Source organism: Agrobacterium sp. GD03872 (assembly GCF_029840625.1).
Classification (GTDB): Bacteria; Pseudomonadota; Alphaproteobacteria; order Rhizobiales; family Rhizobiaceae; genus Agrobacterium; species Agrobacterium fabrum_A.
On sequence record NZ_JAOCCY010000003.1, the window covers coordinates 187,820 to 208,263 of the forward strand.

Below are 20,444 nucleotides of genomic sequence, written 5' to 3' on the forward strand. Positions count from 1 at the left end.
CTGGCACAATACGTGCATTCTTGTGGCAGAGCGGGAGTTACCTGCTTTAACGGGAGAAGCGGAGAGATATTTTCTCATGAAAAAGATCGAAGCGATCATTAAGCCTTTCAAGCTCGATGAAGTGAAGGAAGCCCTTCAGGAAGTCGGACTTCAGGGAATCACGGTCACGGAAGCAAAAGGCTTTGGTCGTCAGAAGGGCCACACGGAACTCTACCGCGGTGCAGAGTACGTCGTGGACTTTTTGCCGAAAGTGAAAGTCGAAGTCGTATTGGCGGATGAGAATGCGGAAGCCGTCATCGAGGCGATCCGCAATGCGGCGCAGACAGGACGTATCGGCGACGGAAAGATTTTCGTTTCCAATGTCGAGGAAGTCATCCGCATCCGTACCGGTGAAACAGGCGTGGACGCCATATAATCAAGAACGTCCCGAGCCGGGGAGGCTTGGGTTTTCACCTCGTCATCATCACACTCAAGGAAAACGTTTAAATGACGACCGCAAACGATATCTTGAAGCAGATCAAGGATAACGACATCAAGTTCGTGGACCTGCGCTTTACCGACCCCAAGGGCAAGCTGCAGCATGTCACCATGGATGTTGTCTGTGTGGACGAAGACATGTTCGCCGATGGCGTCATGTTTGACGGCTCCTCGATCGCCGGCTGGAAGGCCATCAACGAGTCCGACATGGTGCTGATGCCCGATCCGGCCACCGCCCATATCGACCCGTTCTTCGCCCAGTCCACCCTGGTCGTCCTTTGCGACATTCTCGATCCGGTTTCCGGCGAAGCCTATAACCGCGACCCGCGCGGCACCGCCAAGAAGGCCGAAGCCTACCTCAAGGCCTCCGGCATCGGCGACACCGTCTTCGTTGGCCCCGAGCCGGAATTCTTCGTCTTCGACGACGTGAAGTACAAGGCAGACCCCTACAACACCGGTTTCAAGCTCGACAGTTCCGAACTGCCGTCCAACGACGACACCGACTACGAGACCGGCAACCTCGGCCACCGTCCGCGCGTCAAGGGCGGTTACTTCCCGGTTCCACCGATCGACAGCCTCCAGGACATGCGCTCCGAAATGCTGACGGTTCTGGCCGAAATGGGCGTGGTCGTCGAAAAGCACCACCACGAAGTGGCTGCCGCACAGCACGAGCTGGGCGTGAAATTCGACACGCTGGTCTCCAGCGCCGACAAGATGCAGATCTACAAGTACGTCGTGCACCAGGTCGCCAATGCCTATGGCAAGACGGCAACCTTCATGCCGAAGCCGATCTTCGGCGACAACGGCTCGGGCATGCACGTGCACCAGTCGATCTGGAAGGGCGGCAAGCCGACCTTTGCGGGCGACGAATATGCCGGCCTTTCCGAGACCTGCCTCTATTACATCGGCGGCATCATCAAGCACGCCAAAGCCATCAACGCCTTCACCAACCCCACCACCAACTCCTACAAGCGTCTGGTGCCGGGTTATGAAGCGCCGGTTCTGCTCGCCTACTCCGCGCGCAACCGTTCCGCATCGTGCCGTATTCCCTTCGGCTCCAACCCGAAGGCAAAGCGCGTCGAAGTCCGCTTCCCGGACCCGACCCAGAACCCCTATCTCGGTTTTGCGGCCATGCTGATGGCCGGCCTTGACGGCATCAAGAACAAGATCCACCCCGGCAAGCCGATGGACAAGGACCTCTACGATCTTCCTGCCAAGGAACTGAAGAAGATCCCGACCGTCTGCGGCTCGCTGCGCGAAGCGCTGGAAAGCCTCGACAAGGATCGCAAGTTCCTGACCGCCGGCGGCGTGTTCGACGACGACCAGATCGACTCGTTCATCGAGCTGAAGATGCAGGAAGTCATGCGTTTCGAAATGACCCCGCATCCGGTCGAATTCGACATGTACTACTCGGCCTGATCGGCATTCGGGACGCTCTAGAGTTTGTCAGGGAAAAGTGGGACCCGGTTTTCCCGAAAAGACAAACGAAAGCTCTAAGGAGCGTCCCTTTCCATTCCGGCGGTTTTCCCTGGAAAGCCGCCGTTTTCTTTTGAAGCCCAGCCATCATTGCGAAGAATGTCGAACAAGCCAGCCTCTCAGCAAACGCGCCTCACGGACTGGCTCATCTTTCTGGCGGTGCCGTTCTTTTTCTCCAGCAATGTCATTTTCGGCCGCGGCGTCGTCGGCGAAGTCTCGCCTTTCATCGCCGCCTTCATCCGCTGGATTGGATCGACCCTCATCATCGCCCCCTTCATGATCGCCGACTGGCGCAACTGCCTTACCTTCGTGCGGCGGAAGACGCTGCTCTGGCTTGTCCTCGGCATTCTCGGCATGGGCATCTGCGGCGGCGTGGTCTATTGGGGGCTGACCATGACGACGGCCGCCAACGGCACGCTGATCTACACCACGTCCTCGCTGTTCATCATCCTTTTCCAGCGCGTCTTTCAGGGCCGCCCGATCCGGAAGCTGGAAGTGGCGGGCATGGTCATCGCCTTTGCCGGGGTGGCGGCCATCGTGCTCAAGGGCGATATGTCCGCTCTCTGGCACCTGAATTTCAACATTGGCGATTTCGCGATCCTGACTGCGGCCATCGCCTTTGCGGTCTATTCGCTGCTGCTGCGCGATCCCGCCGCACGGCAGATGGCCTCTTTCAGCCTTTTCGGCCTGATCGCCTTTTCCGGCGCGCTCGTGCTTCTGCCGCCGGCGGCGCTGGAACTGGCGCAGGGCGGCATGCTGCCCGCCACGCCAATGGCCTGGGCCAAGATCGCCGGCATCATCCTTTTCGCCTCACTATTGGCCTTTTATTGTTTCACCCATACGGTGCGCGTCTTCGGTCCCGCCACCGCCGGCCTCACGCTTTACATGATGCCGCCAGTCTCGATCCTCATGGCCACGCTGCTCCTGGGAGAGACCTTCGAGACCTATCACGCCGTCGGCATCGTGCTGGTCACCGGCGGCGTCATCATCGCCACCGCGCCCATCGGCAAAAAGCGCTGAGCCTGGACCTCAGACCGGCAGCAAAACCGCTAGGTCTTGATATTTCGCATTCCGACACCAACTAGTATTGGGAAAGGAAGTACATGCCATGAAACAAAGAAACGCAAAATTCACGCTTGGCGAAATCGTTCGCCACAAGGTGTTTCCGTTCCGCGGTGTGGTGATCGACGTGGACCCGGAATATGCCAATACCGAGGAATGGTGGAACGCCATTCCCGCCGATATCAGGCCGGATCGCGACCAGCCCTTTTATCATCTTCTGGCCGAAAACGAGGAGACGGAATATGTCGCCTATGTTTCCGAACAGAACCTCGTCCACGACGAAAACGAGGCGCCGCTGAGAAATCCCAATATCGGCCGCATCTTCGACAAGGCGCCGAACGGCGAATGGCGTCCGAAAATGTCGACGGCGCACTGACGCCTGACAACGATCTCCCCCGCCCTCCCAGGGACATAAAAAAACCGGTCTGTCACCAGACCGGTTTTCCTGTTTTTTAAAGCTTACGCTACGATCAGGGCTTCGGCGCGCCCTTGGCGGCGTCCTGTGCGGCTTCCAGCTTCTTGCGGGCCTCTTCAGCCTTCTTCTGCATGCCTTCCTGCAGGCTGCGCTGGCTTTCGGCAAGCTGCGACTGGGTGATCGCCGGGCCGTCAAACGCACCGGTAAAGCCGGAGAGCGCGATCTTGATGGGGTTCGGCGCGCGGCGGAAGTTGATGGAGGTGAAGACCACCTCGCTACCCTTCTTCAGCGAAGCGATCATGGCGTCCGTCAGCGGAACTTCGGCCGTGCACTTGTCGGGAAGGCAAACGGCGTAATCGAGCTTCTGGCCCTTGCCGCCGTCGATCTGCATCATCACGCCCGGAGGAACGAGACGCGCGGTCGGAACGGAGACCTGCAGCAGCTTGCGGTTGACCTTGCCTTCAACGGTGATGAGGCCGACGGCGGTAATCATCTGACCGTTCTGGGCAAGAACCACGTTCTGCACGACGCAGACATCGTTGTCTTCCTGCTTGGAGCAGGTCTTGAACCAGCCGAGCGGCGGAGCGCCAGCGCCCTGAGCGGCGGGAGCAGCATCCTGCGCCTGCGAGATGGCCGGAGCGGACATTGCGCCGAGAGAGAGGACCAGAGCGGACAGACCCGTCCGGGTGAATGTGTTTGCCTTGTGCATCATAAGAGTTCCGTCTCCTGAATGTCTGCCAGAACCGAACCGCGAGGTCCTGTTCGCCGATGGCGGTATCCTTCTGCCCGTTCAACTGTCGTTTAAATGAGGCAAATGCGTGACCCGTCTCTTCCGGTCCCCCTGTTACATGCCGATCGCGGCGATATCCAGCACTTCTTTAACTTTTTCTTGAGCTGACCCAAGATTTCCCGCCCTTGCATGGGTCATGCAATGTCCGTGTGCTACATATCTGCCAGAATCATGACGATAAACCGGTCGGGTCCACATATCGGACTGACCGTTGAGACAGGATAGTGACATGCGCAGCCCTGCGGCCCTCATCCCCGCATTGTTCCTTCTGGGATCATCCCTGCTTCCCGCCGGGACCGCCCTGGCGCAGCCGCTCCACGGCATTTCCATGCATGGCACACCCGCCCTGCCGGCAGATTTCCGCCACTTCCCCTACGTCAATCCAAAGGTGAAGAAAGGCGGCCGCATCTCCTATGGCGTCGTCGGCACCTTCGACAGCCTCAACCCCTTCGTTCTCAAGGGAATGCGTACCACCGCACGCGGTGTCTGGGACCCGGAATTCGGCAACCTGCTCTATGAACCGCTGATGCTGCGCTCCAGCGACGAGCCTTTCAGCCTTTACGGCCTGCTGGCCGAAACGGCCGAGTGGGATGAGGAGCGCAGCTTCGTCCAGTTCAACATCAATCCCAGGGCAAAATGGTCCGATGGCGAGCCGGTAACGGCCGATGACGTCATTTTCACCTTCAACCTCCTGAAGGAAAAAGGCCGCCCGCCCTTCAACAGCCGCCTCGACGGCGTCGCGAAGCTGGAAAAGATCAGTGATCGCAGCGTGCGTTTCACCTTCAATGACAAGGCGAACCGCGAAACGCCGCTCATTCTCGCCTCCTCCACGCCGATCCTGCCGAAACATGCGATCGATCCGGAAAAATTCGAGCAGGCGGGCCTCGGCCCGGTCGTCGGCTCGGGTCCATACCGAATCAAAACCCTGCGGCCGGGCGAACGAATCATCTGGGAGCGGAACCCGGATTATTGGGGCAAGGATATTCCCGGCAAGGTCGGCTTCGACAATTACGACGAGATCAGCGTGACCTATTTCCTTCAGGTCACCACCATGTTCGAGGCCTTCAAGAAGGGCGATATCGACATCTACCCTGAAGGCGACGCCATCAACGGCACCTCCGATACCTCCCACTGGGGACAGGCTTACAATTTCCCGGCCGTCCATCGCGGCGATATCGTCAAGGACGTCTTCCAGCCGCGCCTGCCGACGGGCATGTTCGGCCTCGTCTTCAACACCCGCCGCGCCGTGTTTTCCGACGAGAAGGTGCGCGAAGGCCTGACCTATGCGTTCGATTTCGAATGGATGAACAGAAACATCCTTGGTGGTTCCTTCAAGCGCACCCAGAGCTACTGGCAGAATTCGCCGCTCGGCGCCTATGGCAACGCTGCCGACGAGCGCGAACTAAGGCTGCTCGGCGATGCGGCAAAGACCATGTCTCCGCAACTGCTGGCCGGCACCTACGCCCTGCCCACCACCGACGGCACGGGTGCTGACCGCAAGGTTCTCAAAATGGCCGTCGACAAGCTGAAAGAGGCTGGCTACAGCATCAAGAACGGCAGAATGTCCGACGCCAACGGCCGTCAGCTTGCTTTCGAGATCATGACGCAGAACCCGGCGCAGGAGCGCATCGCGCTTGCCTATCAGCGTTCGCTCAATCTGATCGGCGTCGCCATGGGTATCCGCTCGGTCGATGACGGCCAATATCAGTCCCGTTCCAACAGCTTCGATTACGACATGATCATCCGCTCCCTGCCGTCGTCGCTTTCGCCCGGTATGGAGCAGCTCAACCGCTGGAGTTCGCTTTCGCGCGATGCGCAGGGCAGCTTCAACTATGCGGGCGCTGCAAATCCCGATATAGACCGGATGATCGAGGCCCTGCTGCAGGCGCGTTCGACGGAAGATTTTCAGGCGGCGGTGCGCGCCTATGACCGCCTTCTGGTGGCCGGCCACTACATCATTCCGCTCTATTATATCGGCGCGCAATGGGTGGCGCGCTGGAAATATATCGACCGCCCGGATATGACCCCGATATCCGGCAATCAGAAACAGACCTGGTGGGATGCAAGGGTGCAATAACCCGCCACCCGGTCCAGACAAGGGAAGATGAAACCATGGAACGCATCGTTATCGACGTCGTATCGGATATGGTCTGCCCGTGGTGTTATCTCGGCAAGGCAAGGCTCGATCTCGCCATTGCCCTGGTGCAGGATGAAATCAGCGTCGACGTGAACTGGCGTCCTTATCGCCTCAACCCCGATTACCCGCCCGAGGGCGTCGACCAGAAAGCCGCTCTCGAAGAAAAGCTCGGCAAGGAGCGCCTGGAGCAGGCGCATAAAACATTGGTCGAACTCGGCAGGCAGGTCGGCATCCACTACGATTTCGATGCGATCAAGATCGGCCCGAACACGCTCGACGCCCATCGCCTGTCACTCTGGGCGCATTCGGAGGGCCGCGACGTTCAGGAGAAGGTCGTCACCGCCCTGTTCAGGGCCAATTTCGAGGAAGGCCGCAATATCGGCGATCACGCGGTGCTGACCGATGTGGCCGAAAAATCCGGCATGGACGCCAAGGTCGTGGCCCGGCTCCTGGCGTCGGACGCGGACAAGGACACCGTCATCGCCGAAATTGATGCGGCGCAGCAAATGGGCGTCGCCGGCGTGCCCTTCTTCATCATCGACCAGAAATACGCCATAAGCGGTGCACAAACGCCGGATGTATTGATTGCTGCACTGCGGGACATTGCAAAAATCAAGGCGGACGAGCATAGATCGATGAACTGACGGTCAAACCGCCGGCGGTTTTCATCAACTCGATTTTTCGCCGGTGTTTCCGTGTCCGACCAGACCCTGAAAGGCATCCTGCTCGCCTTTGCCGCCTTCGCTGCCTACGCCTGGAGCGATGCGAGCGTTAAACTCATAGAAGGCCAGATTTCACCGATCGAATCGGCCTTCTTCGGCGCCGTGTTCGGCCTTGCCGCCCTGCCCTTCATCCGCAAGCGCAACGACCGCTGGGCGGATGTCGTCAGGACGACGAACCGTCCTCTCTGGCTCATCCGCTTCTTCGCCTCCGGCATCGGCGCAGTCGGCAGCGTCACCGCCTTCACGCACCTCTCCATGGCCGAAGCCTTCGCGCTGATCTTCCTGCTTCCCTCCTTCGTCACCATCATGTCGGTGGTGTTCCTGAAGGAACAGGTCGGCATCAAGCGCTGGTCTGCGGTCATCATCGGCTTCGTCGGCGTGCTGATCATTCTCAGACCGGGTTTCCGCGAGCTGGGCATCGGCCACCTCGGCGCCATCCTCGGCGGTTTGAGCGGCGCGCTGTCCATCGTCATCTTCCGCGCCATGGGGCCGTCCGAAAAAAACGTGTCGCTTTATGGCGCCGGCGTGCTGGGCTGTCTGGCGATCAGCGGCCTCGCCATGATCCCCACCTTCGTGCCGCCGAACGGAGAGCAATGGCTGCTTCTGGCGGGTTACGGCCTGTTTGCTGCCGTCGGCAACGTGCTGGTCATGTATGCCGCCCGTTATGCGCCTGCCGCCATGATCGGCCCGACGCAATATAGCCAGATGCTCTGGGCCATCTTCTTCGGTTACCTGATCTTCGGCGACCATATCGATGGCTGGATGCTCATCGGCATAGCGCTCATCGTCGGTTCCGGCCTCCTGACGCTCATTCGCGAAAAACAGCGACAGGTGCCGATGCCGGCCTCCATAGCCGCCACCGACCAGAATGTCGCTGTCGGAATCACGCCGGAAGACGCGCCGCGATCCAGTTAAGACCAGAGCGCATTCTTCCGTCGCTATCCTTGGTTTTTCCGCGAAGGGTCAGTCGCAGACACGCGCGCGATACATATCGCCCCAGCCATTTTGCCGCCAGACGACGTGGCAGCGTGGATATGCCGGCTGATAGATCACCGGCGGGCCGTAAACCGGCGGACCGTAAAAGGGCTCGCCGTAATAGGCGCCGCCATAGGGATGCCGCGCTCCGGCGATGATGGCGCCGCCGATAATCGCTCCGGCGATACCTGCGGCAATGCCACCGCCACCATGTCCGTGTCCAAAGTGGCTGCGTGCTTCCGCCTGGCTGGTGGTGGCAATTGTGGTGCCCGCAATTGTCAAAGCAACCAGACCTGCGGAGACGAACCTATTCATCTTGGTCCACATCGTCTTGCTCCTTCGTCTTCCCACCCGCGCGTCATATTGGGCGCAGTGCAGGAGATGAGAGCAAGACTACGCCCGTCGAGGCTACCGGCGCATGTCCGTTTCATTACATACCGGTAATGTTTGCAGAGCCTTGGGGTGTTGGCTTTGGGAGGTGTCCATTGACAGCGGACCGACGCGCGTGGGGCTTTACCCCCCTCTGCCCTGCCGGGCATCTCCCCCTCAAGGGGGGAGATCGATCTGCGGCAAGGTCTCGCCCACCTTAAATCTTGCGCGTGAAGCGATGGTAGCGCCTCTTGCCGATCTCCCCCCTTGAGGGGGAGATGTCCGGCAGGACAGAGGGGGGTAAGCCCCACGCGCATCGGTCCGCTATGGATCGACAACCTCTCGAAAGCTTCAGGACCGCGCCAGCTCCGCCAGCTGCGTCATGATCATCGCCGCACCCGTCAGCCGTTTTTCCGGCGTCGGCAGGTCGCGGGTCAGGAACAGGCTGTGATCGGGGCGGATCTTCGCCATCGTGCCCTGCTTGCCGATATAGGCGACAAGCGCTGCCGGATTGGGGAATTCCTTGTTGCGGAACTGCACGACCACGCCCTTCGGCCCGGCATCCACCTTCTCGACATTGGCGGTGCGGCAGAGCGACTTGATGTAGACGATCTTGAGAAGATGTTGCACTTCTTTTGGCAATGGGCCGAAACGGTCGATCATTTCCGCACCGAAACCATCGATCTCGCTTATATCTGCAAGCTCGCCGAGACGGCGGTAAAGCCCCATGCGCAGATGCAGATCCGGAACATAATCCTCCGGGATCATGACAGAGGTGCCGACCGAGATTTGCGGCGACCAGCCGCTATCCTGCACCTGCTCGTCGCCCTTCACTTCGGCCACCGCCTCTTCCAGCATCTGCTGGTAAAGCTCGAAACCGACTTCCTTGATATGGCCGGACTGTTCCTCGCCAAGTAGATTGCCTGCACCGCGAATATCGAGATCGTGGCTCGCCAGCTGGAAGCCGGCGCCCAGCGTATCGAGCGATTGCAGCACCTTCAGCCGCCGCTCGGCCATGGTCGTCAACACCTTGTTGACCGGCAGGGTGAAGAGCGCGAAGGCGCGCACCTTGGAACGGCCGACACGGCCGCGCAGCTGGTAAAGCTGGGCCAGACCGAACATGTCGGCCCGGTGCACGATCAGCGTATTGGCGGTCGGCACATCGAGGCCGGATTCGACGATGGTGGTCGACAGCAGCACATCATATTTGCCGTCGTAAAAGGCGTTCATGATGTCTTCCAGTTCGCCCGCCGGCATCTGCCCATGCGCCACCGCCACCTTCAGTTCCGGCACATCCGATTGCAGGAAAGCGTGAATATCGGCGAGATCGGCAAGGCGCGGGCAGACATAGAAACTCTGGCCGCCGCGATAATGTTCGCGCATCAGCGTTTCGCGGATCACCAGCGGATCGAAGGGCGAGATGAAGGTGCGCACCGCCATGCGGTCCACCGGCGGCGTGGTGATGAGCGACAATTCGCGCACGCCCGTCATGGCAAGCTGTAAGGTGCGCGGAATAGGCGTCGCGGAGAGCGTCAGCACATGCACGTCGCTCTTCAGCTCCTTCAGCCGCTCCTTGTGCTTCACCCCGAAATGCTGCTCTTCATCGATGATCAGCAGGCCGAGATTGGCGAAGCTGATGCCCGCGCCGAGCAGCGCATGGGTGCCGACGACGATATCCGTCTTGCCATCAGCCACTTCCTTTTTCGTAAGCGTCAGTTCCTTGGAGCCGACAAGGCGCGACGCCTGCTGCACCCGGATCGGCAACCCACGGAAACGTTCCGAGAAGGTGCGGAAATGCTGGCGGGAGAGCAGCGTAGTCGGCACCACCACCGCCACCTGCACGCCATTCATCGCGGCAAGGAAGGCGGCGCGCAGCGCCACTTCGGTCTTGCCGAAACCAACGTCACCGCAGATGAGGCGATCCATCGGCCGGCCGGCACCGAGATCCTCGCGCACCGCCTCGATGGCGTTCAGCTGGTCCTCGGTCTCGTCATAGGGGAAACGGGCGGCAAATTCGTCGTAAAGCCCGTCCGGCGCAACCAAGGCCGGCGCGTGACGCACCAGACGCGCGGCCGCGATACGGATGAGCTCATCGGCCATGTCCAGCAGGCGCTTCTTGAGCTTTGCCTTGCGCATCTGCCATGCGCCGCCGCCAAGCTTGTCCAGCTGCGCTTCCGCCGCATCCGAGCCGTAGCGGGATAGAAGATCGATGTTTTCAACCGGCAGGAACAGCTTGGCGTCATCGGCATAATGCAGTTCCAGACATGCCCGCGGTGCGCCGGCCGCCTCGATGGTTCGCAGGCCGACGAAGCGGCCGATGCCATGTTCGGCATGGACGACCAGCGAGCCCTCATCCAGCCCCGCCACTTCCGAGATGAAATCCGCGCCGCGCTTGCGGCGCTTGGAGCGGCGCACCATGCGGTCGCCGAGAATATCCTGCTCGCCGATAACCGCCAGCGTCCCGGTTTCGAAACCCGCCTCAAGGCTCAGAACCGCCGAGGCCGCCTCGCCCTTGCCGAGCTTCTCCACCTCTTTCAGCGAGGTGACCGGCTTGATCTTCTCAAGCCCGTGCTCGTTCAGCACCTGCAACAGCCGGTCGAGCGAACCTTCCGACCAGCCTGTTATCAGCACCTTCCAGCCCTTGGCGCGGCGTTCGGCAATGTGCTTCACCGCCAGATCGAAAACATTGACCCGCTCTTCGCTCTCGCCCTCGGTTGGCGGGCGCGCCCAGCGCGGCCCGACATGGGCATCGAGCGTTGCGACCGGGCGGCCTTCGCTGTCCTGCTCGTTGAAGGGTGTCAGGCGCACGGCGTTAACGGCGGCGAGCGCCGCATCGAAGCTCTTGCCGTCGAGATAAAGCTGGCCAGGCGAAACAGGCTTATAGGGCGCACCCTGCGTCGAGCCCTTGGTTTCGCCGGAACTGCGGCGCGCATCGTAATAATCGAGCACCAGCTTGGAGCGTTCTTTCGCCGCCTCCCGCGCCGTATGGTCGGTAACGATGCGGAAATCCTTCAGATAATCGAAGGCGGTCTCCAGCTGCTCGTAAAACAGCGGCAGCCAGTGCTCCATGCCGGCATAACGGCGGCCTTCGGAGACGGCCTGATAAAGCGCGTCGTCTCGCGTTGCCGCACCGAACAGCGACAGGTAATTCTTGCGGAAACGGCTGATCGTATCCGGCGTCAGCGTCACTTCGCTCATCGGGTTCAAATCGAGCGAGCGCGCCTGACCGATGGTGCGCTGGCTGGCCGGATCGAAGGTGCGGATGCTTTCCAGCGTATCGCCGAAGAAATCGAGCCGCACCGGCTCTTCCGTACCAGGCACGAAGACATCGAGAATACCGCCGCGCACGGCGAATTCACCCACTTCGCGCACCGTCGCCACCCGGTCGAAACCGTTGCGTTCCAGCCGCGCGGCAATGTCCTCCATGCGGATATGGTTGCCGGGCCTGGCCGAAAAGCCGAGGCTCTCGATAATGTCGCGCGGCGCCATCTTCTGCAGCATGGCGTTGACGGTGACCAGCACGATGGCCGGATGTGGCTTCTTGGCGTGGCTGATGAGACCGGAGAGCGCCGCCAGCCGGCGCGCCGAGGTGTCGGCGCTCGGTGACACGCGGTCATAGGGCAGGCAGTCCCAGGCCGGCAGCGTCATCACCGGAATGTCAGGTGCGACGAAACCGAGGATCTGTTCGAGATCGGCGACCCGCTGGCCATCCGACATCACATAGGCGACCGACGTGCCGGCCCGCGCCATATCGGCAAGCAAAAGGGCTTCCATGCCGGAAGGCACGTTTCCGATGGTCAGCGGCGTATCGGCCGACGACACCAGCTTTGCATCGAATCCGGCTATCATATTCTCAGGCTTTCAGGGTGTCAGTGGTGACGAGATCGAAATCGGGGCGGTAAGAGGCGATCTTCTCGAACAGCGGGGTCTGGAATTTTTCCGGTATGGCAAGCGCGCCCGTCACCATCTTGACGAGGTCGTTATCCTCTTCCGCCATGATGATCTCAAGCTCATCCAGCTGGTCATCGGAAAGCCCGGCAATATTGTCTTCCGCAAATTGCCCGAGCACCAGATCCATCTCGCGAATGCCCCGGTGCCAGCAGCGGTAAAGAATCCGCCGGCGTCTCGGATCGAGGTCGGCACTCGTGCGCACCAGTCCAGTCATCGCATTCACCTTTCGGTTGGCTATTCAACAGGATGTTGACTGCGACTTCCTATAGAACAGGAGGCGAACGCTTGGGAACCGGTTTTTATCGAAATAATGCCACGGCGGTGAAAATCTGCCGGTGATAACCCGCCTTTGTGGCCAGCGAAGTCTTGCATAAGCCGCCCCCTTCCCTGATTTTGCTGACCCATGCGCCCGGCCATTCTCGATCCGCTGTTTGCCTCCGTCTCCACCCTTGCCGGTGTGGGGCCGAAACTTGCCGATCTTCTGGCCAAGCTTTTGAGCCGGGAAAACGCCGACGACACCCGCGTGATCGATCTCCTGTTCCACGCGCCATCCAACGTCATTAACCGCCGCAACCGCCCCGGCATTGCGCTGGCCAGCCCCGGCGCCATTGTCACCATTCAGGGACGCGTCGACCGCCACCAGCCGCCACCGCCGGGAAACCGCAACGCGCCCTATCGCGTCTTCCTGCATGACGAGACCGGCGAATTGGCGCTGACCTTCTTCCGCGCCAAGGGCGACTGGCTGTCCAAGGCCCTGCCCGTCGATGAAGAGGTCCTCGTCAGCGGCAAGGTGGACTGGTTCAACGGCCGCGCCTCCATGGTGCATCCGGATTTCATGGTGAAGCTATCAGAGGCGGAAAACCTGCCTTTGGTGGAAGCCGTTTATCCCATGACCGCCGGGCTGTCTGCCAAGGTGCTGCGCAAGGCGATCGAAGGCGGGCTTTCAAAGCTGCCGGTCTTTCCCGAATGGATCGACGAGACACTGAAGACGAGGCAGGGCTTCGGCGATGTCGCCTCAAGCTTCCGCGAATTGCACGACCCGCGCGACAGCGCCGATATCGATCCGCAAGCCCCGTCGCGCAGGCGGCTTGCCTATGACGAATTCCTCGCCGGGCAGCTCTCACTGGCGCTGGTGCGCCAGCGGCTGCGCAAGGTGGCAGGCCAGCCGATCCGCGCCAAGGGTGATGTCGCCGCGAAAATCCTGTCGCAACTGCCCTTCTCGCTGACGGCAAGCCAGAGCGCCGCCGTGAAAGATATCCTGACCGACATGGCCGGCGAAGACCGCATGTTGCGGCTGCTGCAGGGCGATGTCGGTGCGGGCAAGACGCTGGTGGCGCTGATGGCCATGGCGACGGCGGTGGAGGCTGGCGGACAGGCGGTGCTGATGGCCCCGACCGAAATTCTTGCCCGGCAGCACTACGCCACCATATCCAAACTCGCTCAGGCAGCGGGCATCACCGTCGAAGTGCTGACCGGCCGCACCAAGGGCAAGGAGCGTCGGGAGATCGAGGAGCGCGTCGCTTCCGGCGAAGCGCAGATCGTCATCGGCACCCATGCGCTGTTTCAGGACAGCGTGAGTTACAGAAACCTCGTGCTGGCAGTGGTCGACGAACAGCACCGTTTCGGCGTGCACCAGCGCCTGCGCCTCACCGCCAAGGGCATCACGCCGCATATGCTGGTCATGACCGCCACGCCCATTCCGCGCACACTGGTTCTGGCCGCTTTCGGGGACATGGATGTCTCCAAGCTCACCGAAAAACCGGCCGGCCGCAAACCCATTCAGACCGTGACAATCCCCACCGAACGGATCGGCGATATTGTCGAGCGGCTGCGTGCGGCGCTGAAGGAAGGCAAGAAGGCCTACTGGATTTGCCCCTTGGTCGAGGAAACGGAAGAATCCGACCTGATGTCGGCGGAGGAGCGACATGCGGTTCTCTCGCAGATGCTCGGCGCCAATATCGGCCTCATCCATGGACGCATGAGCGGCCCGGAGAAGGACGCCGCCATGCTGGCCTTCAAGAACGGCGAAACCCGGCTGCTGGTGGCGACGACCGTGGTGGAAGTCGGCGTCGATGTGCCGGATGCGACGATCATGGTCATCGAACATGCCGAACGTTTCGGCCTCGCCCAGCTTCACCAGCTGCGCGGCCGTGTGGGCCGCGGCGACGAGGCCTCCACCTGCATCCTGCTCTATAAAGGCCCGCTTAGCGAAAACGGCCGCGCCCGGCTTTCCATCCTGCGCGACAGCGAGGATGGCTTCCTGATCGCCGAGGAGGATTTGAAGCTGCGCGGTGAAGGCGAGCTGCTCGGCACCCGGCAATCAGGCACGCCGGGCTTTCGCATCGCCAGCCTCGAAGCCCATGCCGACCTTCTGGAAATCGCCCGCAAGGATGCAGCTTACGTCATCGAGCGCGACCCCGAACTGACAGGCCCGCGCGGCAATGCGTTGCGCACCCTGCTCTACCTGCACCGCCGCGACGAAGCGATCCGCTTCCTGCATGCCGGCTGAAAGTTTTGACGACCATGAACATGATCGACCCTCGCCGCCCGCCGCCCGCCTTTCGCAAGGGTTACGCGCTCTGTTCGCCGCAGAATATCCTGCAGCCCGAAACCTTTGCGAAAAGCGAGAAGAAGGCGATCGGCAAGGCCTTCAAGAAGCCAGGACGCAAGAAGGCCTGGAGCGAGGCGCTGGAAGAAGGCTGGAGCGTGCGGCTGGTCTATATGCGGCTTTTCGTTCCCGTATTCCACGCCACGACCACCGGCACGGAAGTGGACGATCTGGACGACGAGGATTGATATGGTCCATTGAATGGACTAATCTAATGCTAACTTTAACACTTGAGGTTAGCGATGCAGATATCCGTGACGGATGCAAAAAGTCAGCTTACCGAACTGGTGCGCCGCGCCGAAGCCGGTGATGAGGTCATTCTCACCCGTCATGGCCACGCAGCCGTGCGGCTGGTTCCGGTCACCGCCGTGGCGGATAAAACATACCGCAGAGCCGCGCTCGCAAAAGTGCGCGCGAGTGTCGCCAACAAAGCCGATGATGGCCCGGATGCCGCGCATAGTCAGGATTTTCTCTATGACGAGCACGGCCTTCCGAAATGATTGTTATCGATACGTCGGCTCTGATGGCAATCCTGCTTGATGAGCCCAAAGCGGATGCCTGCGCCGCAGCTCTCGAAACGGATGAGCCTCTACTCATTTCCGCCGGTACGCTTGCGGAAACCATGATCGTGGCGCAGCGGCGTGACCGCAGCCGGGAACTAGAGATGCTGATCGAAGGTCTGAGCGCCGAAATCAGACCCGTCACCCCCAAATCGGCGCATGGCGTTTCCGAAGCTTACCGCATCTGGGGCAAAGGCATTCATCCCGCCGGACTGAATTTCGGTGACTGTTTTGCCTACGAGTTGGCGAAAACCGAGGGTTGCCCCTTGCTTTATGTCGGTAACGACTTTTCGCAGACGGACATCCTCGGCGTTATCTAGCTCAAACCGGCGCAATCATTTTCGGCGGCGTAAAATCCGGGGCCACCAGACCGCCGGATATCAAGAGCTTTGCCGCATCTTCCGGCGTCATGTCCAGCATCACGATCTTGTCTTTCGGCACGAACAGCAGGAAGCCGGCTGTCGGCACCGGTGTCGGCGGCAGGAAGACGGCGACCATTTCCTGGCCCATTTCGTTGAAACGATGGGCAAGTTCGCCCTTGGCTTCGGAGGCGACAAAGACCATGGCCCAGGTGCCGGACGATGGAAACTCGATCAGGCCGACCTTCTTGAAGGAGTTCGCATGCTCCTTCAGAACGGATTCGAACAGCTGCTTGATGCTCTTGTAGATCGGCCGCACCAGCGGCATGCGGTTGAGAATGGATTCACCAACGCCGACGATCCATTTGCCGATGAGATTATTGCCGAGAAAACCGATGAGGGTGATACCAACGACGGCAATCAGCAGCCCAAAGCCGGGGATCGCCACATCGAAATATTGCTCGGGATCGTAGCGGGCGGGAATATAGGGCTTAACCCAGCTATCCGCCCATTGCAGGAAGCTCCACACCAGCCACATGGTGATGGTGACGGGTGCGAGGATCAGAACGCCCGTGAGGAAACTATTGCGCAGGCGGGCTGCGAATGAAATTTTGACTGGAATATCGGTCATTTACCGTTCGGAATTAAGCGTTGTCGCCATCGAAACCCGGATGAAAACCGACAATGCCGGATGGAGTTCCACCATGCAAGCGAAGAACTGTGAAATATTCGTCAGGAATCCCTGCGGCGCTCACCCCTTCGACATGGCGAAAACCGAAGCGGCCATAATAGTCCGGATCGCCCGCGACAACCACGCCCGAAGCATTCAGACGCTCCAGAACGGCGAGCCCGTCCCGCACCAGTCCTGAACCGACGCCCTGCCCCTGTCGCTCCGGTGTCACCGAAAGCGGCGCGAGGCAGAACCAGCCGGTCTCGCCGCTGGTGAGCCTCACCGGTGAAAAGCCGACATGGCCGATGATGCCGTCGCTGTCCTCCGCAACCAGTGAAACGGTGAGCGCACCCGCCCTGCGCAATCGCTCGACGATCAGATGTTCCGTCTTGTCGCTGTAATCGACGTTACGGAAGGCATCTTCCGTAACGCGGGCAATCGCCTCTTCGTCGCCCTGCCGCTCCGGCCGGATGATCATTCCACCGTCACCGATTTCGCCAGATTGCGCGGCTGGTCCACATCCGTGCCCATGAAGACAGCGGTATGATAGGCAAGCAGCTGGATCGGCAGCGAAAAGACCATCGGCGCGATCAATTCATCGACATTTGGCAGGGTGATCGTCGCCATGGTGTCGAGCTTGGAGGCGGCAGCGCCCTTCTCGTCGGTGATGAAGATGATGCGGCCGCCGCGCGCGGCGACTTCCTGCATGTTCGAGACGGTCTTTTCGAAGAAGCGGTCATGCGGTGCAATGACGATGACGGGCATGTTCTCGTCGATCAGCGCGATAGGCCCATGCTTCAGCTCGCCGGCGGCATAACCTTCGGCGTGGATATAGGAGATTTCCTTGAGCTTCAGCGCGCCTTCCAGCGCCAGCGGGAAGCTGGTGCCGCGGCCGAGATAAAGCACGTCCTTGAAACGGGAGAGATCGCGCGACAGCGCCTCGATCTGCGGTTGGATGCTGTTGAGAACCTTGCTCATGATGCGCGGCATCTCGATCAGGTGGCGAACCAGTTCGGTTTCCTGCTGAGGCGTGATTGTGCCGCGTGCTTTTCCGGCCGCGACGGCAAGTGAGGCGAGCACGGCAAGCTGGCAGGTGAAAGCCTTGGTGGAGGCCACCCCGATTTCCGGACCGGCCAAGATCGGGAAGATCGCATCCGATTCACGCGCCATGGTCGATTCACGCGTATTGACCACCGCGCCGATCTTCAGCCCCTCCTGCTGGCAATAACGCAGGGCCGCCAGCGTATCGGCGGTTTCACCCGATTGCGAAATGAACAATGCGGCCTGCGTGGGAACAAGCGGGATCTCGCGGTAACGGAACTCCGAGGCGACGTCGATTTCCACCGGCAGGCGGGCATAACGCTCGAACCAGTATTTGCCGATCAGGCCGGAGAGATAGGCCGTGCCGCAGGCGGAAATGGCAAGCCCGGAAAGCTTGGCGAAATCGATGGCCTTATCAGCCTGCTTCACGGTCCTGGAAGCGAAATCCACATAATGGCTGAGCGCATGGGAAATGACTTCCGGCTGCTCATAGATTTCCTTTTCCATGAAGTGGCGGTGGTTGCCCTTGTCGACCACATAGGCCGTCGCCTGCGAGATCTGCCGCTCGCGCTTCACCGGCTTGCCGGAAAAATCGATGATCTCGGCGCCCTGCCGGGTCACGATGGCGCAGTCGCCATCCACCAGATAGGTGATCTCGTTGGTGAAGGGCGACAGCGCGATGGCATCCGAACCGAGAAACATTTCGCCGCGTCCATAACCGACGGCGAGCGGCGGACCGGAGCGCGCCGAAAGCAGCGTGCCGGGGTCGTCCTGGAACATGACGACCAGCGCATAGGCGCCCGTGACGCGGTTCAGCATCTTCAGCATCGCCTCGCGATGGCCAAGACCTTCGCGGGTATATTTCGCCAGAAGCTGCGCCACCACTTCAGTATCCGTCTGGGTGGTGAAGGTGGCGCCCTCGGCGGTCAATTCGTCGCGCAATTCGGCAAAGTTCTCGATGATGCCGTTATGGACGACAGCCACGCCCTCAACGAAATGCGGGTGGGCATTCGTCTCATTCGGCACGCCATGGGTCGCCCAGCGCGTATGCGCAATGCCGACGACGCCCGGCAGCGGCTTTTCCGAAACCAGCTTTTCCAAATTGAACAGCTTGCCTTCCGCCCGGCGGCGATCCATCGCGCCATTGTCGATGGTGGCGACACCAGCCGAATCGTAACCGCGATATTCGAGACGCTTCAGTGCATCGACAAGCCGTTCAGCAACGGGTTGGGTTCCGACAATTCCGACAATTCCGCACATATATTTCTCCAGACGGCGATCTCTTCGCCGAAACCATCAGAGTATTTCCGCCTTTGCCTGAAATGCGAAAATACCCTAGCTTTTTGTTCTGACGCATTTCCGGATGTAAAACCGCTACGCAGTTTTACTGGAAATGCTTTAACCGTTTATCTGAAATCGGCAATTGTGCCGCCGGTCACTTTCAGTATCGCTTGGTAACGTCCGTCAGGACGATTTTTTCTTGGCTTCTTTCAGCGCCTTGGCCCGCTCGCGCACCACGGCTGCCCGGCCCGGCTTCACCTCCTGGCGCGCACGCCCAAAGGCCAGCGCATCGGCGGGCACATCGTCGGTAATCACACTGCCGGAAGCAATATAGGCCCCGTCTCCAATCGTCACGGGCGCGACCAGCGACGAGTTGGAGCCGACGAAGCTGTTCGCGCCGATCCGCGTTTCGAACTTATTGTAGCCGTCATAATTGCAGGTAATGGTGCCCGCGCCGATATTGCTGCCGGCGCCAACGACAGCATCGCCGATATAGGTCAGATGATTGACCTTGGCGCCCTCGCCGATCTCGGCCTTCTTGACCTCGCAGAAATTGCCGACCTTGGCATTGGCATGCAGGTTCGCACCCGGCCGCAGCCGCGCATAGGGACCGACAGTCGCACCTTCGGCGACATGCGCGCCTTCCAGATGCGAGAAGGCATGGATCACCGCGCCAGGCGCGATGGTCACACCGGGACCGAAGACGACATTGGGTTCGATCAGCGCATCCTGCCCGATCTTCGTATCGAAGGAGAGGAAGACGGTTTCGGGCGCAATCATCGAGACGCCATCCACCATCAATTCATGACGGCGGCGTTCCTGCCAGAGCTTTTCGATAAAGGCCAGTTCGGCGCGGTTGTTGCAGCCGACCAGCTCGTTTTCCGGCGCGTCGATGGCAACGGCGCGGCGGCCGAGCGAACGGGCGATTTCGACCACGTCGGTCAGATAATATTCGCCCTTTACATTGGCGTTGCCAATCCGGCCGAGCAGGTCCAGCGCGTTGCGGCCATTGATCGCCATCAGGCCGCTATTGCACCAGGTCACCTTGCGCTCTTCGTCGGTGGCGTCCTTTTCCTCGCGGATCGCCACCAGCTCGCCATTTTCGACCAGCAACCGGCCATATCCCGTGGGTCGATCGGTATGGAAACCGATCACGGCAACGTCGGCGCCGGAAGCAATCGCCTCCCGCGCCCGGTCGAGCGTCGCCGAGGTGATGAGCGGCACGTCGCCATAAGCAACGATCAGGTCGTCGAAACCGCGCTCGATGGCGGCACGGGCAGCAAGCACGGCATGGCCGGTGCCCCTGCGTTCCGTCTGAAGAAAGGCTTCGACCTCGAGGCCCGGCAGGCTGGCGGCCGCAGTAACATTGTCGGCATCGCGCCCGACGACGAGCGCCACCGTGCCGACACCCGATCCAGCCACCGCCTCCACCACATGTGCGATCATCGGACGCCCGGCAACCGGATGCAGCACCTTGGATTTCGACGACTTCATCCGCGTGCTGTCGCCCGCTGCGAGAATAACGGCTAGAGAGCTGCGCTCCATAAGACC

Annotated in this window: 19 protein-coding genes; 11 read left to right on the forward strand and 8 right to left on the reverse strand. The window is 60.6% G+C overall.

The annotated features are described in order from the left end of the window. The first annotated feature begins 76 nt into the window (after positions 1-76). From N5D22_RS08450 to hspQ, 4 genes are all read left to right on the forward strand, one after another. A complete protein-coding gene (locus tag N5D22_RS08450) occupies positions 77-415 on the forward strand; it encodes a P-II family nitrogen regulator (RefSeq protein WP_003515720.1) in 339 nt (112 codons plus the stop codon). Between the two features lie 71 nt (positions 416-486). After that, positions 487-1,896, forward strand: a complete 1,410-nt coding sequence (gene glnA / locus N5D22_RS08455; protein WP_003523416.1) for a type I glutamate--ammonia ligase — start codon at positions 487-489, stop codon at positions 1,894-1,896. Between the two features lie 156 nt (positions 1,897-2,052). After that, positions 2,053-2,973, forward strand: a complete 921-nt coding sequence (locus tag N5D22_RS08460) for a DMT family transporter (RefSeq protein ID WP_279657189.1) — start codon at positions 2,053-2,055, stop codon at positions 2,971-2,973. Positions 2,974-3,061: 88 nt separating this feature from the next. Next, the gene (gene hspQ, locus N5D22_RS08465; protein WP_279657188.1) at positions 3,062-3,391 is read left to right on the forward strand and encodes a heat shock protein HspQ; all 330 of its coding nucleotides are present in this window, start codon (positions 3,062-3,064) and stop codon (positions 3,389-3,391) included. Between the two features lie 94 nt (positions 3,392-3,485). On the opposite strand, the gene N5D22_RS08470 is transcribed toward hspQ, so the two are convergent. Further along, positions 3,486-4,142, reverse strand: a complete 657-nt coding sequence (locus N5D22_RS08470; RefSeq protein ID WP_279657187.1) for an invasion associated locus B family protein — start codon at positions 4,140-4,142, stop codon at positions 3,486-3,488. 307 nt (positions 4,143-4,449) lie between these two features. On the opposite strand from N5D22_RS08470, the gene N5D22_RS08475 reads away from it, so the two are divergent. From N5D22_RS08475 to N5D22_RS08485, 3 genes are read left to right on the forward strand one after another with little or no spacing between them, the layout of a single operon-like run. Beyond that, complete coding sequence (locus N5D22_RS08475) at positions 4,450-6,297, forward strand: extracellular solute-binding protein (protein ID WP_279657186.1); 1,848 nt, start codon at positions 4,450-4,452, stop codon at positions 6,295-6,297. Between the two features lie 35 nt (positions 6,298-6,332). Beyond that, positions 6,333-7,001: a DsbA family protein gene (locus N5D22_RS08480; RefSeq protein WP_279657185.1), complete on the forward strand. Its 669-nt coding sequence runs from the start codon at positions 6,333-6,335 to the stop codon at positions 6,999-7,001. Positions 7,002-7,052: 51 nt separating this feature from the next. Continuing rightward, positions 7,053-7,994, forward strand: a complete 942-nt coding sequence (locus N5D22_RS08485) for a DMT family transporter (protein ID WP_279657184.1) — start codon at positions 7,053-7,055, stop codon at positions 7,992-7,994. 48 nt (positions 7,995-8,042) lie between these two features. Here the strand turns inward: N5D22_RS08485 and N5D22_RS08490 are convergent, their stop codons facing one another. From N5D22_RS08490 to N5D22_RS08500, 3 genes are all read right to left on the reverse strand, one after another. Further along, positions 8,043-8,381 carry a hypothetical protein gene (locus N5D22_RS08490; protein WP_279657183.1) on the reverse strand — a complete coding sequence of 113 codons (339 nt, stop codon included), beginning with the start codon at positions 8,379-8,381 and terminating at the stop codon, positions 8,043-8,045. 393 nt (positions 8,382-8,774) lie between these two features. Next, positions 8,775-12,272 (reverse strand): transcription-repair coupling factor, encoded by a 3,498-nt coding sequence (gene mfd, locus N5D22_RS08495; protein ID WP_279657181.1) that lies wholly within the window; start codon positions 12,270-12,272, stop codon positions 8,775-8,777. Positions 12,273-12,276: 4 nt separating this feature from the next. Continuing rightward, on the reverse strand, positions 12,277-12,588 hold the full coding sequence (locus N5D22_RS08500) for a succinate dehydrogenase assembly factor 2 (protein WP_065115898.1): 312 nt from the start codon (positions 12,586-12,588) through the stop codon (positions 12,277-12,279). Between the two features lie 189 nt (positions 12,589-12,777). On the opposite strand from N5D22_RS08500, the gene recG reads away from it, so the two are divergent. Genes recG through N5D22_RS08520 form a run of 4 tightly spaced genes read left to right on the forward strand, consistent with a single transcriptional unit; the run spans position 12,778 to position 15,862 of the window. Next, positions 12,778-14,883, forward strand: a complete 2,106-nt coding sequence (gene recG, locus N5D22_RS08505) for an ATP-dependent DNA helicase RecG (protein WP_279657180.1) — start codon at positions 12,778-12,780, stop codon at positions 14,881-14,883. A gap of 14 nt (positions 14,884-14,897) precedes the next feature. Beyond that, positions 14,898-15,170, forward strand: coding sequence for a hypothetical protein (locus N5D22_RS08510; protein WP_137003665.1), 273 nt, complete (start codon positions 14,898-14,900; stop codon positions 15,168-15,170). A 54-nt stretch (positions 15,171-15,224) separates the two neighbouring features. Continuing rightward, on the forward strand, positions 15,225-15,482 hold the full coding sequence (locus N5D22_RS08515; RefSeq protein WP_279657178.1) for a type II toxin-antitoxin system prevent-host-death family antitoxin: 258 nt from the start codon (positions 15,225-15,227) through the stop codon (positions 15,480-15,482). Next, positions 15,479-15,862, forward strand: coding sequence for a type II toxin-antitoxin system VapC family toxin (locus N5D22_RS08520; RefSeq protein WP_020809195.1), 384 nt, complete (start codon positions 15,479-15,481; stop codon positions 15,860-15,862). Before N5D22_RS08515 ends, N5D22_RS08520 begins: the two co-directional genes overlap by 4 nt. Position 15,863: 1 nt before the next feature. Here N5D22_RS08520 and N5D22_RS08525 read toward each other — a convergent pair whose 3' ends face one another. The 4 genes from N5D22_RS08525 to glmU all read right to left on the reverse strand — a co-directional run bounded on the left by N5D22_RS08525 (position 15,864) and on the right by glmU (position 20,438). After that, positions 15,864-16,532, reverse strand: a complete 669-nt coding sequence (locus N5D22_RS08525) for a DUF502 domain-containing protein (RefSeq protein ID WP_279657177.1) — start codon at positions 16,530-16,532, stop codon at positions 15,864-15,866. Between the two features lie 13 nt (positions 16,533-16,545). Continuing rightward, a complete protein-coding gene (locus N5D22_RS08530; protein WP_279657176.1) occupies positions 16,546-17,049 on the reverse strand; it encodes an N-acetyltransferase in 504 nt (167 codons plus the stop codon). After that, positions 17,046-18,872, reverse strand: coding sequence for a glutamine--fructose-6-phosphate transaminase (isomerizing) (gene glmS, locus N5D22_RS08535; RefSeq protein WP_279657175.1), 1,827 nt, complete (start codon positions 18,870-18,872; stop codon positions 17,046-17,048). The genes N5D22_RS08530 and glmS overlap by 4 nt, the downstream gene beginning before the upstream one ends. 204 nt (positions 18,873-19,076) lie before the next feature. Then, positions 19,077-20,438, reverse strand: coding sequence for a bifunctional UDP-N-acetylglucosamine diphosphorylase/glucosamine-1-phosphate N-acetyltransferase GlmU (gene glmU / locus N5D22_RS08540; protein WP_279657174.1), 1,362 nt, complete (start codon positions 20,436-20,438; stop codon positions 19,077-19,079). Positions 20,439-20,444 lie beyond the last annotated feature (6 nt).

What these genes read in the sequence shown, in the direction of transcription:
- N5D22_RS08450 (WP_003515720.1), top strand. Translation starts at nt 77, where the DNA reads ATGAAAAAGATCGAAGCGATCATTAAGCCTTTCAAGCTCGATGAAGTG.
- glnA (WP_003523416.1), top strand. Translation starts at nt 487, where the DNA reads ATGACGACCGCAAACGATATCTTGAAGCAGATCAAGGATAACGACATC.
- N5D22_RS08460 (WP_279657189.1), top strand. Translation starts at nt 2,053, where the DNA reads ATGTCGAACAAGCCAGCCTCTCAGCAAACGCGCCTCACGGACTGGCTC.
- hspQ (WP_279657188.1), top strand. Translation starts at nt 3,062, where the DNA reads ATGAAACAAAGAAACGCAAAATTCACGCTTGGCGAAATCGTTCGCCAC.
- N5D22_RS08470 (WP_279657187.1), bottom strand. Translation starts at nt 4,142, where the DNA reads ATGATGCACAAGGCAAACACATTCACCCGGACGGGTCTGTCCGCTCTG.
- N5D22_RS08475 (WP_279657186.1), top strand. Translation starts at nt 4,450, where the DNA reads ATGCGCAGCCCTGCGGCCCTCATCCCCGCATTGTTCCTTCTGGGATCA.
- N5D22_RS08480 (WP_279657185.1), top strand. Translation starts at nt 6,333, where the DNA reads ATGGAACGCATCGTTATCGACGTCGTATCGGATATGGTCTGCCCGTGG.
- N5D22_RS08490 (WP_279657183.1), bottom strand. Translation starts at nt 8,381, where the DNA reads ATGTGGACCAAGATGAATAGGTTCGTCTCCGCAGGTCTGGTTGCTTTG.
- mfd (WP_279657181.1), bottom strand. Translation starts at nt 12,272, where the DNA reads ATGATAGCCGGATTCGATGCAAAGCTGGTGTCGTCGGCCGATACGCCG.
- N5D22_RS08500 (WP_065115898.1), bottom strand. Translation starts at nt 12,588, where the DNA reads ATGACTGGACTGGTGCGCACGAGTGCCGACCTCGATCCGAGACGCCGG.
- recG (WP_279657180.1), top strand. Translation starts at nt 12,778, where the DNA reads ATGCGCCCGGCCATTCTCGATCCGCTGTTTGCCTCCGTCTCCACCCTT.
- N5D22_RS08510 (WP_137003665.1), top strand. Translation starts at nt 14,898, where the DNA reads ATGAACATGATCGACCCTCGCCGCCCGCCGCCCGCCTTTCGCAAGGGT.
- N5D22_RS08515 (WP_279657178.1), top strand. Translation starts at nt 15,225, where the DNA reads ATGCAGATATCCGTGACGGATGCAAAAAGTCAGCTTACCGAACTGGTG.
- N5D22_RS08520 (WP_020809195.1), top strand. Translation starts at nt 15,479, where the DNA reads ATGATTGTTATCGATACGTCGGCTCTGATGGCAATCCTGCTTGATGAG.
- N5D22_RS08525 (WP_279657177.1), bottom strand. Translation starts at nt 16,532, where the DNA reads ATGACCGATATTCCAGTCAAAATTTCATTCGCAGCCCGCCTGCGCAAT.
- N5D22_RS08530 (WP_279657176.1), bottom strand. Translation starts at nt 17,049, where the DNA reads ATGATCATCCGGCCGGAGCGGCAGGGCGACGAAGAGGCGATTGCCCGC.
- glmS (WP_279657175.1), bottom strand. Translation starts at nt 18,872, where the DNA reads ATGTGCGGAATTGTCGGAATTGTCGGAACCCAACCCGTTGCTGAACGG.
- glmU (WP_279657174.1), bottom strand. Translation starts at nt 20,438, where the DNA reads ATGGAGCGCAGCTCTCTAGCCGTTATTCTCGCAGCGGGCGACAGCACG.